Source organism: Collinsella sp. HCP3S3_E11, assembly GCF_052067375.1.
Classification (GTDB): domain Bacteria; phylum Actinomycetota; class Coriobacteriia; order Coriobacteriales; family Coriobacteriaceae; genus Collinsella.
The window spans coordinates 246,234-258,508 of record NZ_JBQHQI010000001.1; the positions used below are offsets into that span (position 1 = coordinate 246,234).

General features: G+C 60.5%; 9 protein-coding genes. 1 reads left to right on the forward strand and 8 read right to left on the reverse strand.

Annotated features, from left to right (window positions below; translation table 11 throughout):
- Window positions 1-146: 146 nt before the first annotated feature.
- The 3 genes from ACTM86_RS01000 to ACTM86_RS01010 all read right to left on the reverse strand — a co-directional run bounded on the left by ACTM86_RS01000 (window position 147) and on the right by ACTM86_RS01010 (window position 5,591).
- Entirely contained in the window at window positions 147-1,967 is a 1,821-nt protein-coding gene (locus ACTM86_RS01000) for an adenine deaminase (RefSeq protein WP_441015013.1), read from the reverse strand.
- Window positions 1,968-2,324: 357 nt separating this feature from the next.
- Window positions 2,325-3,536 (reverse strand): tyrosine--tRNA ligase, encoded by a 1,212-nt coding sequence (tyrS, locus tag ACTM86_RS01005; protein WP_427717719.1) that lies wholly within the window; start codon window positions 3,534-3,536, stop codon window positions 2,325-2,327.
- Between the two features lie 96 nt (window positions 3,537-3,632).
- Window positions 3,633-5,591, reverse strand: a complete 1,959-nt coding sequence (locus ACTM86_RS01010) for a U32 family peptidase (RefSeq protein WP_441015015.1) — start codon at window positions 5,589-5,591, stop codon at window positions 3,633-3,635.
- 160 nt (window positions 5,592-5,751) lie between these two features.
- On the opposite strand from ACTM86_RS01010, the gene ACTM86_RS01015 reads away from it, so the two are divergent.
- The gene (locus ACTM86_RS01015; protein ID WP_441015017.1) at window positions 5,752-7,944 is read left to right on the forward strand and encodes a transglycosylase domain-containing protein; all 2,193 of its coding nucleotides are present in this window, start codon (window positions 5,752-5,754) and stop codon (window positions 7,942-7,944) included.
- A gap of 172 nt (window positions 7,945-8,116) precedes the next feature.
- Here ACTM86_RS01015 and ACTM86_RS01020 read toward each other — a convergent pair whose 3' ends face one another.
- From ACTM86_RS01020 to ACTM86_RS01040, 5 genes are all read right to left on the reverse strand, one after another.
- The gene (locus ACTM86_RS01020) at window positions 8,117-8,554 is read right to left on the reverse strand and encodes an arginine repressor (RefSeq protein ID WP_154516043.1); all 438 of its coding nucleotides are present in this window, start codon (window positions 8,552-8,554) and stop codon (window positions 8,117-8,119) included.
- A 132-nt stretch (window positions 8,555-8,686) separates the two neighbouring features.
- Window positions 8,687-9,727 (reverse strand): glycosyltransferase, encoded by a 1,041-nt coding sequence (locus ACTM86_RS01025; protein ID WP_441053278.1) that lies wholly within the window; start codon window positions 9,725-9,727, stop codon window positions 8,687-8,689.
- Between the two features lie 155 nt (window positions 9,728-9,882).
- Window positions 9,883-10,707 carry a tRNA pseudouridine(38-40) synthase TruA gene (truA, locus tag ACTM86_RS01030; protein WP_441015021.1) on the reverse strand — a complete coding sequence of 275 codons (825 nt, stop codon included), beginning with the start codon at window positions 10,705-10,707 and terminating at the stop codon, window positions 9,883-9,885.
- Window positions 10,708-10,799: 92 nt separating this feature from the next.
- Window positions 10,800-11,282 carry a 50S ribosomal protein L17 gene (rplQ, locus tag ACTM86_RS01035; RefSeq protein ID WP_271742473.1) on the reverse strand — a complete coding sequence of 161 codons (483 nt, stop codon included), beginning with the start codon at window positions 11,280-11,282 and terminating at the stop codon, window positions 10,800-10,802.
- 30 nt (window positions 11,283-11,312) lie between these two features.
- Window positions 11,313-12,254, reverse strand: coding sequence for a DNA-directed RNA polymerase subunit alpha (locus ACTM86_RS01040; RefSeq protein WP_154516055.1), 942 nt, complete (start codon window positions 12,252-12,254; stop codon window positions 11,313-11,315).
- Window positions 12,255-12,275 lie beyond the last annotated feature (21 nt).

Here is a 12,275-nt window from a genome sequence, read left to right on the forward strand (position 1 = left end):
GGGAGCTCAAATAAGACCCCGCAGTCATAAACGTTACATAGACCTGGCAAATAGCTCACGCGCGCCAGAGAGCCCACGGTCGCGGCGTCAGGCGACACGCCAAAGAGTGTCCCCAGCGACTAGTCGTTTAAGAACGTCCCCGATGACTAGTCGGCGTAGGTGAAGGTCGTGACGTCGAACATGCCCTCGGGGCGGATGCGGAGCGTCGGGATGACCGGCAGGGGCAGGAAGATGATGCCCATGATGGGGTCGAGCGGCGGCTCAATACCCATGGCGCGCGCCTTGACCATAAAGTCGTCGTGCTGCGCCGCGACATCCTCGGCCGTGCCCTCGCTCATCAGGCCACCGAGCGCCAGCGGAATGCGCGCCACGACCTCGCCGTTGCGCACCAGCACGTGACCGCCCTGGCCCACAGCCTCAACAGCAGCCATCATATCGGCGGCGTTGTCGCCCACCACGCACACGTTGTGCGAGTCGTGGCCGATCGTGGAGGCAATGGCACCACCGGTGATGGTGAAACCGCGCACCCAGCCGCGACCGATATGCTTGCCGACCAGGCCCAGGCCAGCGGGGCCGTCGCCGTCGACGCCCTCGGCTTGCAGCGACACGCCGCGGCCATGGCGCTCAATCAGCATAATGCGGCGCAAATCCTCGTCAGTCTCGGGACGAACCGTGCCCGTGATAGCCATGCCCGGGACTACATCGATAACGGCCTCGCCCGGTTTAAAGGCATAGTCGAACACGTCGAGCGAAAGCTTCGGCAGCTTAACAGAGGCGCGCAGCTCGTCGGCAAGGGCTGCAACCTCAGCCATCTCGGGTGCGATCTCGCCCACAAAGGTGCCATCCTGCGCCACCAGAGCACCGGCGGCATATACGCGATGCGGGGCCGTGGCAAACGTCAGATCGTTGAGCACCAGCAGGTCGGCACGCTTGCCCGGAGCGATGGCGCCGCGGAGCTCATGCGGGTCGCGGCAACCGTGGTCCAGGCCAAAGGCCTCGGCCGTGGAAAGGGACGCCATGGAGATGGCAACCACGGGGTCAATACCGGCCTCGATAGCCACGCGGCAGGCGTTGTCGATCATGCCGGTCGAAAGCGCGTCGGAGGGAGCGCGGTCGTCGGTCGCAAAGCAGCAGCGGCGAGCACGGGCGGGGTTTTCCAGCAGCATCGGCGACAGGTTGGCCAGGTCGTGGCTACACGTACCCTCGCGCAGCATGACATACATGCCGCGGGATAGCTTGTCGAGCGCTTCCTCGGGAATCGTCGACTCGTGGTCGGCGATAATACCCGCCGCGGCATAGGCGTTGAGATCCTTGCCGGCAACAAGCGGAGCATGACCGTCAACCTGCTTGGACGGTGTCTGGTTGGCAGCATCGATGCGAGCGCAGGTCTCGGGGTCGGCCATAAAGACACCCGGCAGGTTCATCATTTCGCCCAGACCAAAGACGTCGCCCGGATGCTCGGCAAAAAACGCCTGCATATCGGCAGCGGTGATGACGGCACCGGCCTGCTCGTCGGGCAGTGCGGGCACGCACGAAGGCATCATGTACTTGATGGAGATGGGTGCGCGACAACCGTCCTCGATCATAAAGCGCAGGCCGTCTAGGCCGGAAACGTTAGCGATCTCGTGGCTGTCGGCAATAGCGGTGGTGGTGCCACGCGTCGCCGCCATGCGCGCATACTCGGCGGGACGGATGTTCGAAGACTCGATATGCAAGTGTCCGTCAATAAAACCGGGTGCGAGATAGCGACCCTGACAGTCGATGACCTCAGCTGCCTCGTACGTGCCAGCAGCGTCATCTCGACCATCGTAGAGAACACCGACGATCACGCCGTCCTTGACGGCGACGCTACCGGGCGCCACGCGCTGACCGTACACATCAACGATCTGTGCGTTGGCAAACAGCGTGTCGACGGGCACGCGGCCCTCGGCGGCATCGATCACAGACCTCATGACCTCAACGGACATACATACTCCTTTAACCGTAGAAAAAAGCTGCGGAGCGGACAGACCTTCACCGCAGCAAGCCAATAGCCATTGTATGCCCAAACGATGGGCCAGCAATACGCCCCTCTGCTTAACGGCACACACCACTTGGCGCAATGGGGACAGGCTGCTTTGCACCAAAAAGAAACGTCCCTAAGTGCCAACCGGGACAACGCCGTAGGTGGAGGACGGACAGCGAGCGGACTCCAGAGCGAACAAATTGGCATGAAAAGAGGACGGCATAGACCTTCTGGTCATGCCGTCCTCTTTGAATGACAAGTTGTCGCTCTGGAGCCCGCCCAGCGTCGAGCTGTTACGCGGTTTGGTAAAACCGCGTAACTAAATCAACTTAAAGCCCTTGCGCTTGCCCACGGAGAGGGTGTCACCCAGCTTGAGGGCACTGGGGTCGATGTTGTAGCTCTTGGGAGCCACGGCCTTGCCGTTGATCTTGACACCGCCGCCGTCAATGTCGCGACGAGCCTGGCCGGCGCTGGCCGAAAGACCCAGGTCCTTGAGCAGGCCGGCAAGGTAAATCTGGCCCTCGTCGTTTACAGTCAGCTCAATATGCTTCTCGGGGAAGTCGGCGAGCTGGCCCTCCTTGAACACGCGGTCGAACTCGGCCTGAGCCTCGTCGCCGGCACCGGCGCCGTGGTAGGTGTCGCACAGGTCGCGGCCCAGAGCGCGCTTGAGCTCATAGGGATCGGCAGAGCCATCGGCCAGGGCAGCGTCGATCTTGTCGACCTCGGCCGGGGTGAGCGAGCTCGCCAGGCGGTAGTACTTGCCGATCATCTCGTCGGGGATGGACATGGTCTTGCCGAACATATCCTTGGGCGCGTCGGTCAGACCGATGTAGTTGCCATAGGACTTGGACATCTTACGGACGCCATCGGTGCCCTCGAGCAGCGGCATGGTGAGCGCGATCTGCGGCTCCATGCCCATCTTCTCCATGAGCTCACGGCCGGCGAGCAGGTTGAAAAGCTGGTCGGTGCCGCCCATCTCCACGTCAGCCTTGATCATGACCGAATCGTATGCCTGCATCACGGGATACAGGAACTCGTGCAGGGCGATCGGCGTCTGGGACTGATAGCGCTTGGTAAAGTCATCGCGCTCAAGAATGCGGGCGACGGTGAACTTGGAGCACACCTGCAGCAGACCGGCCAGGTCCATCGACAAGATCCAGTCGCCGTTGTGCACGATGGTGGTCTTCTCGGGGTCCAAGATCTTCATGGCCTGGCTCACGTAAGTCTCGGCGTTGGCCTCGATCTGCTCCTGAGAAAGCTGCGGGCGGGTGGAGTTCTTGCCCGAAGGATCGCCGATCAGCGCGGTACCGTTGCCGATGATCAGGGTGACGTTATGGCCCAGGTCCTGGAACTGGCGCATCTTGCGCAGGGGCACGGCGTGGCCCAGGTGCAGGTCGGGGCTGGTGGGATCGACGCCGAGCTTGATGTTGAGGGGCTCACCCTTCTCAAGCTTCTTACGAAGGTCGGCCTCGGGGACGATCTTCGCGGCGCCCGAGGTGATGATACGCATTTGCTCGTCAACAGACAGCATTGGGTATCCTCCTTTTGCTATAGCACCCTCGCCGAAAACAGCGGTGCTGGAAGTCCATAAACTCTCATATGATAACAAACTGACGCGACGCGGCACCTACGACAGGAAAATCCTCGTCCTGCCGCATGCGTCGATGGCAACTGGCAAACGCGTACCGTCACGCTCAACCAGATAGCGCGTCTGCCGGCGACGCAAGCAGTCGCGGCAACAGACCTGTCCCGTCGCATCGGTGGCACAGACGCCCTCTGCGGTCAGCAGGCAGTGCTCGCACACCATGAGCTCGGGACGGTCGGTATCGACGGGGCCCAGGACGCCAGGACAGGCGGCAAGCTCGGCAACGCGTTTCGCATCGTGAGCGACAAGTTCGGCAGGCAAAAACACGCGCTGCGCCCCAAGCCCTCGCAACCAGGCGAGCGTTGCCCGGTTCGCACAGAACACCGGCGCTGCCACGTCAAAGACGACGCGCAGTTCGCGAGCTATCGCCACTTGTCCCAGATTACGACAGACGATGCGGCCGGCGCGCTGCATGAGCGACCGAGTCCGCTCGATATCGCCCACACGGCAGACCTCGTCGAGCACAACAGTCGCATCGGACAGGTCGAGCCCTTCGTTCGGGTCCTGGTCCATCAGCTGCCAGGCAAAGACCAAGCGAGCGGCGACAGACTCTGCAGGTTCTTCCGGCTGCGTTCCGCTATCCATCAGAACGCCCGCAAACGGCAGCGTCTCGACAGCGCGTTTCGCAAGCACGGCCGCATCGGCCTCGGCCCGCATGCGATCCAGCGCCGCCGCCGTTTGCTCAAGCACACCAGCGCTGCGAATCAGATACACTTCGCAGCCCGCGTCGACCTTGCGCTTGCAATGGACAACGATGCGCTCCCCCGCCGCGGCATCCACCGGGCAGGGAACTTGCGGCCAGCGTTTAGGTACATCGGGACGCGCGTCGGCGCCCGGGTAAAACCTGATCTCGAGCGTATCGCCCGCCGCCACGGCAGCATCGAGCTCGACGGTCACTTCCTCATGTCCCACGGCAACCAAACGGCCCACACGCACGCCCTGGTTGATCGCGCGTTCAAAACTCATAAGCTCCGCGCCCGAGCGGCCTCGCAGATACGCGTCGGTAAACCCGCGGTTAAACGACCTTCCCAGCTCACGTTCGAGCGCCTGCACGGCATCGGGATCCCACGCGCCATCACGCAGCATATCGAGCGCTCGGCGCCACGCCCGCACCACGTTGTAGACGTAGTCGGGGTTCTTCATACGCCCCTCGATCTTGAGCGACGCCACCCCGGCAGCAACAAGCTCGGGTAAATGAGCAATGCCCAGATAGTCACGCGGGCAGAGCAGACGATCGCCTTCGACGGCAACGACGCTCTCCCCAGCCTCATCCACCAAATCGTATGCCAGGCGGCACGGCTGCGTGCAGTCGCCACGCATCGCCGACCGTCCGCGCCGCAGGGCCGAAAACTCGCACGCGCCCGAATAGCCAATGCATATGGCGCCATGGCAGAACACCTCGATGGGCACACCGGTAGCGCAGAGCGTCGCAATCTCTGCCACGGTCAGCTCGCGCGCCGTCGTCACGCGCTCGACCCCCAGCTCGTCAGCCGCCAAACGCACGGCCCCCTTGCTATGGACGCCCGCTTGGGTGGACAGATGAATCTCGACCCCCGGAATTGCCGCATGCAGCGCGCGGGCTAGGCCCGCATCTGCCACGATCAGTGCATCGGCGCCCAGCGCATGCGCATGTGCCCCCAGTGCCACGGCTTCGGACAGCTCGTCGTCGAACACGAATACGTTGAGCGTCACGTACACGCGCACACCATGGGCGTGCGCCACGGCACACCCGCGCGCAAATTCGTCGTCACTAAACCCGTGCGCACTCACGCGGGCGTTAAATCCGCTCAACCCGGCATAAATGGCATCGGCACCTGCCGCGATCGCGGCGAGCATCTGATTGAGCCCGCCAGCAGGAGCCAACAGCTCGGGCAGTGCCAGCCCCGATGTTGGCGTCCCATTCCCGCATTGTCTGCTAGGCTCCGTCGCCCAAATCGCCATCGGCAAACTCCTTACCAAGGTATGCAATCGCTCTGTTAATTGCCGTCAACCAGCATACACGAGGCTTCGCGCGGCTCGATTGGTTTATCGTGTAATAACTTATGTCCATCCTGCCCGACGCATACCCGCCGCCTGGCACGACATACTTGGAGGTCAACATATGGGTCCTCGCCAACGACAGGGACACGGTCGCTCTAAGACGCACGTCCTGCCCGTCATCCTGCTTTCGCTTTTGGGCTTTTTGCTCATCGCGGGCGTAGCATTTGGCATCGGCATGATCGGCAACGTCAACCGCTGGCTGTCCGACCTGCCCGACTACACCGACGCCAACGCCTATCTGGTCAGCGAGCCCACCGAGATTGTTGACTGCAACGGCAACAAGATCGCCAGCTTCTATACCCAAAACCGCAAGTCCATCACCAAGGACCAGGTCTCCCCGTACGTCCTGCAGGGCACGATCGACGTCGAGGACGAGCGTTTCTACGAGCACGGCGGCATCGACCTCTTGGGCATCGCGCGTGCCTCGGTGGCAACCCTTGCCGGCGGCCACGAAGGAGCCTCGACCATCACCCAGCAGCTGGTGCGCAACACCATCCTGCAGGAGGAGCAGTTCGACTCGACCATCGAGCGTAAGGTACGCGAGGCCTATATCGCCATCAAGATGGAGGACATGTACTCCAAAGACGAGATCCTCATGATGTACCTCAACACCATTTACTATGGCCACGGCGCCTATGGCATCGAGGCCGCCGCCGAGACCTACCTCTCCAAGAGTGCTTCCGACCTCACCCTGAGCGAGGCCGCGCTGCTCATCGGTCTGCCCAACTCGCCTTCACAGTACGACCCCACGGTTAATCCCGACCTGGCGCTGTCCCGCCGCAACAAGGTTCTGGACAACATGCTGCGCCTGGGCCACATCACGCAGGAAGAGCACGATGCCGCGCAGGCTGAGCCCATCACCCTCAACGTGACCGAGATCTCGGGCAGCGGCGTCGACGTATACTCACAGCCCTACTTTATCTCCTATGTCAAACAGCTGCTCGAGCAGGAGTTCTCCACCGACGTGCTCTTTAAGGGTGGCCTGACTGTTAAGACCACCATCGACCCCACCATGCAGCAGGTGGCCGAGGAGGCTGTGCGCTCACAGCTCGACACGCTTTCGCTCGATGGCCTGGACATGGGCATGGTTGTCGTTGACCCCAAGACCGGCTACATCAAGTGCATGGTGGGCGGCTACGACTACAACGCCGACGAGAATCACGTGAACCACGCTACGGCAAAGCGCCCCGTGGGCTCCACGTTTAAGGCCTTTACGCTGGCAACTGCCATCCAAAACGGCATGAACCCCAACGTCAGTCTCAACTGCAACTCGCCACTCAAGGCCAAGGGCACCACGACCGAGGTGCAAAACTATGGCAAGCAGAGCTATGGCAACATCACGCTTAAGCAGGCAACGGCATACTCATCCAACACCGGCTACATTCAGGTGGCCGAAGCCATCGGCAATGACAAGATCATGTCGCTCGTCAAAAAGCTCGGCATCGATCCCGCCAAGGACAATATCGAGGACGTTCCCGTCATGACGCTCGGCACCGGGTCCATCTCACCGCTCGAGATGGCATCGGCCTACGCCGCTTTTGCCAACGGCGGCTATTATCGCCAGCCGATCGCCATCACCGAGATCGACTCGCGTACCGGCTCGGTTCTGTACCAGCACACCGACAATCCCACGCGGGTGCTCACCGAAGGCGAGGCTGCCGCGGTTACCGACGTTCTATCCGGCGTCATGCAGGGCAGCGGCACGGGTGCCGCCGGCGCGCTGAACGTCAACCAGCCCTATGCCGGCAAAACGGGCACCACTGACAACACCACCAACCTGTGGTTCTGCGGCTACACGCCGCAACTGGCATGCGCCCTGTGGACCGGTTATTCCGCAGGCGAGATTCCCATCCAAAAGTACGGTTCGGACCTGCTGGGCGACAGCACCAACCTGCCCGTCTTTAAGAAGTTCATGAACACCGTTCTTGCGGGCGCCGAGCGCGAGGAGTTCCCGACCGGAACGGCTCCCACGTACAAGAACAATAACGTCTGGAAGTTCTACGGCACAAACAACAAGAAGAAGGAAGAGGGCGAGGATAAGGACGAAGACGAGGAAGAAGAGGAGGAGACCACCGGCGGGAGCGGCAGCGAGGGCGGTAACACCGGCGGCGAAGGCGATGGCGGCGGTACCACCCCTACTCCCAACCCCGACCCCAGCCCCAGCCCCGACCCCAGCCCCAGCCCCAGCCCCGACCCTAGCCCGACCCCCGATCCCAGCCCTAGCCCGACCCCCGATCCCTCCACAGGTCAGTAGATAGCAATGCGCCCGAGCAGCTCAAATGCTCGGGCGCTTTTTGTTGGGACATACATGGCATATCGCGCGCAATCGAGATGCCACGACAGGACTGTCACAAAAAGGGCGTCAGCTCAAAACCGACGCCCCTGTATTTCTACCGTCTTAGCTGGCGTTGTTTACGTGCGTAAAGCTATTTACGCGCGGCACTGAGCTTGTTAATCAGCGCTTCGAGGCGTTCGCCATCCTCGGCAGTCTGAGCGATAACCAAAATCGTGTCATTGCCGGCAAGCGATCCGAGCACATCGGGCAGCTCGGCCGCATCGACAGCCGCGGCAATGCCCGAGGCGGTGCCGGGCTGAGCCTTAATCATAACCAGGTTGTCGGTACGCAACACACCGGTAACCAGCTCGGAGACCATGCGCTGCAGGTGCAGGTCCTCAGCCAGAACATAGATGCCCTCGGGCAGTTTGCGCAGCCCCATATCGGCGATGTCACGCGAAACCGTCGCCTGCGTGCAATCAAAGCCCATGGCGCGGAGTTCGTCCACCAGCACGCGCTGCGTACGCACGTCTTTATTGCGCACGATATCTCTGATGGCATCCTGGCGCCCGTTGCGTTTTTTAGCCATATAAAACCTCACTCCATAGATGGCGAAGACAATCTATCAGTGATTGAATAGTTTAGCGCTATTTGAGGCTATTTGTGAATAAGAACGCATTTCGAAACAATTATATGCAAATTATTTTCGAATATGACACAGCTAGGCTATCCTTGCGCCCGTTCTGTTCAAAAAAGCAGCCAGATGCGCATACATAACGCAGCGCATAGGCTTAACGTTGGCAATCGGCCCAAACAAAAGCCCAAGGCCTCGGCGCTCTCCCTTAAGGGCCACCGCCATCTGGCGGGTCCGCACGTCGTTGAGCATATCACGCAATCGTGCCGTGCGCTCAATTGAAGACACCCCATGGGGGCTCAGGCACAAATTCTCGATACAAGCAACCAAGCGGCCATAGTAAAACCGTTGGCAGGCCAGCTTTAGATGGTTATCGTCATCTATTGCGTCAAATGGCACGCAAAGCTCTTCAAGCGCCTTGGCGTCATCGGAAAGTCGCGAGAACATGGTGGGGTCGAATGAATCCGCAACCGATGGCGCGGCCGTATGGAAACAAGCTTCGGCGCACCCAAATACGCGTTCCGCATGCGAAAGGGCAGGCGCCAAAAAGGCGATCGCACGATACGACTCGGCATGCTGCAGACACAACTCAAACAGGGCGCGTTCATACATCACGCCGGAATGTTGACAAACCAGACCGCTCTCGACCAGCTTGGCCAGGCCTGAAGCCCGGTCTCCATCGTCGGCAAGGGCAATGGATTGCGCATCCAACATACGAGAATGGCGTTCCCGATGCGTATCGTAGCGATCGAGCGACACCGAGGGAAATACGATATCTGCCGAGGTCTCACAAGCGACATCGAGCATTGCCAAAAACGCGTGCGGCGCAAACCACTCATCGGCGCTCATAGCGATAATGTGGGCCCCGCGCGAAGCGGCAAAACCCTCGCGAAGGCAAGCTCCGCTCGACGGATCGTCAACGTCTATCAAATCGATGTGAATATCTCTGCCCGCGGCAACATCGAGCGAATGACGAACGCCCGGCGCAGCGTTGCGACATGCAACGACAATCTGCATATCGTAGAGGTCTTGGTTTTGGACGCTTTCGAGTGCGCGCATCGCGTAGCTGGGCGAACCCTCCACAACAAGGATCACCGAAAGTCGCGGAAGCGAGCCACGTCGAAGCAAGTTATCCATCCTCTCGACAGCAATAATCAACTGCCGTTCATGGTACACCCCGGCAATAAACGCAATGAGTCGCCTGATGCGCTGCACGCCAAGAACAGATGTTGCACACGGCTCGCCCACACGAGCAGCATACTTAGATGGCTCTCGCTTCTCCCCTATTCGAGCGCGACGAGCTCGGTGGGGTCATAATCTACGCCCATAAAGGTAAGGCCGCACGCCGGCGCCGTGGGACCCGCAGCAGTACGATCGCAAGCGTCAATCACCTCGCGCATCCACTCGGGATCGCGGCGATGCATGCCGATCTCGACGAGCGTTCCCACGATGGTGCGCACCATCGAATGCAAAAACGCATTGCCTTCGATGGTAAACGTGAGGATATCCTCGCCAAAGGCGACCTCGTGGCCAAACTCGGCACGCATCACGCAACGATGCGTTGGCTTGCCCACGGCAGAAGCGACCTTACAAAAGCTCTTAAAGTCCTGTTCGCCCAAAAGCGCTGGGCAGGCGCCTGCCATCGCATCCACGTCCAAAGGATAACGATGCCACCATACTGCGCCACGCGATAGCACCGGACGCGCATCGCGATCTGCAATGCGGTAGGTATAGGTCCGAGAACGTGCGTCAAAACGCGCAGAAAAGCCCTTACGGGCCTTGTAGACCTCATTAACGGCGATATCTTTGGGCAGCAGCGCATCCATAGCTCGCAGCCACCTGCGGCGCGTTAAAGCGAGCTCAGCGTCCATAACGGGCACGCTGATGTATTGGGCCACCGCATGCACCCCTGCATCGGTGCGCCCGGCACACGTCAAATCGACTGAGCGGCGCAAGAGCGTCTCTATGGCAAGACGCAGCTCTCCGGCAACCGTCGTCTGCCCCGGCTGCTCGGCAAATCCGCTATAGGACGAGCCGTCATAGGCAACACGAAACACCAACGTGGCATCGAGCTCTGGAGTCAAATTGAAATCAGACGGCGCGGTCATGGGCGCTCCCAACAAACAAACAACGATATCGCGACAAAAAAAGAGGGGTACGCGAACGTACCCCTCGAATATAGCCTATGCAGACGAATTGTCTACTCAGCGGTCTCCTCAGCAGGAGCCTCCTCGGCAGCGGTCTCCTCGACAGCCTCGACCTTCTTGGGAGCAGCGGCCTTCTTGGGGGCCGGAGCAGCCTTCTTGGCCTTGGGCGTGCAAGGCTCGGTGACGAGCTCCATGATAACGATGGGAGCGTTGTCGCCCTTACGGTTACCGAGCTTCATGATGCGGGTGTAACCGCCGTTGCGATCCTGCCACATGCCCTGAGCAGCCTTGTCGAAGATCTCGGCAACGAGCTGCTTATCGCCGAGCTTGGCGATAGCCAGACGACGAGAGTGCAGGTCGCCCTTCTTGGCCCAGGTGATGATCGGCTCGACAACCGAACGCAGCGCCTTAGCGCGGGTCTCGGTGGTCTTGATGCGGTCGTTCTCGAAGAGGGCCTTGGCCAGGCTCTTCTTCATGGCCTTGGTGTGGCTCGCATCGGTGCCGAGCTTCAGGCCCTTCTTAACGTTGTGACGCATGGTCTAGTTTCTCCTCAAATATGCGAAGCATTAAGCCTTCAGGCTCAGGCCCATGGACTCAAGCTTGTCCTTCACTTCCTCGATCGACTTAACACCGAAGTTGCGGATGTTCAGAAGATCGTTCTCCGAGAACTCAACGAGCTGACGGACCGAGTGAATGCTGGCACGCTTAAGGCAGTTGTAGGAACGGACAGAAAGGTCCAGATCCTCGATCTGCTTGTCCAGCTCGGCGTTGTCGTTGGTGACCTCGGGAGCGAAGATCGAAACCTCCTCCTCGACCTCGGGGGTCTCGGCAAGGTTCATAAAGGCAGCCATATGCTGGTTGATGATATTGGCAGCCTGGACCACGGCGTCGCGCGGGGCGATGGAGCCGTTGGTCTCGATCTCGAGGACAAGGCGGTCGTAGTCGGTGTGCTGACCGACACGGCAAGCCTCAACGAGCTTGGCGCAACGGGATACCGGCGAGTACAGCGAGTCGACGTGGATCACACCGATGGGATCGTTGTCGCGCTTGTTGGCCTCGCCAGAGACATAGCCGCGGCCATAGCCGATGCGCATGCTCATGGTGAGATGGCCACCCTCGGTGAGCGTAGCGATGTGCTGCTCGGGGTTGACCAACTCAAACTCGGACGGAATAAAGAAGTCCGCACCGGTGACCTCGCAGGGGCCGTCAACCGAGATGGTGGCGGTCGCCTCGTCGGTCGTGCCGAGAGCCCTGAAGACAAGACCCTTGACATTCAGGACGATGTCAGTGACATCCTCGACCATGTTAGGGATGGTCATGAACTCGTGCTGCGCACCATCGATCTGAATAGCCTCGACGGCGGCACCCTCGAGCGAGGACAGAAGAACGCGACGCAAGGAGTTGCCCAGCGTATCACCGTAACCGCGCTCGAGCGGCTCGACGGAGACACGAGCAGACGTCTCGTTGATCTCTTCGACCTGAACCTGAGGCCTAATGAATTCTGACATGTATTACCTCCAGCCTCAGCA

What these genes read in the sequence shown, in the direction of transcription:
- ACTM86_RS01000 (WP_441015013.1), bottom strand. Translation starts at nt 1,967, where the DNA reads ATGTCCGTTGAGGTCATGAGGTCTGTGATCGATGCCGCCGAGGGCCGC.
- tyrS (WP_427717719.1), bottom strand. Translation starts at nt 3,536, where the DNA reads ATGCTGTCTGTTGACGAGCAAATGCGTATCATCACCTCGGGCGCCGCG.
- ACTM86_RS01010 (WP_441015015.1), bottom strand. Translation starts at nt 5,591, where the DNA reads ATGGCGATTTGGGCGACGGAGCCTAGCAGACAATGCGGGAATGGGACG.
- ACTM86_RS01015 (WP_441015017.1), top strand. Translation starts at nt 5,752, where the DNA reads ATGGGTCCTCGCCAACGACAGGGACACGGTCGCTCTAAGACGCACGTC.
- ACTM86_RS01020 (WP_154516043.1), bottom strand. Translation starts at nt 8,554, where the DNA reads ATGGCTAAAAAACGCAACGGGCGCCAGGATGCCATCAGAGATATCGTG.
- truA (WP_441015021.1), bottom strand. Translation starts at nt 10,707, where the DNA reads ATGACCGCGCCGTCTGATTTCAATTTGACTCCAGAGCTCGATGCCACG.
- rplQ (WP_271742473.1), bottom strand. Translation starts at nt 11,282, where the DNA reads ATGCGTCACAACGTTAAGAAGGGCCTGAAGCTCGGCACCGATGCGAGC.
- ACTM86_RS01040 (WP_154516055.1), bottom strand. Translation starts at nt 12,254, where the DNA reads ATGTCAGAATTCATTAGGCCTCAGGTTCAGGTCGAAGAGATCAACGAG.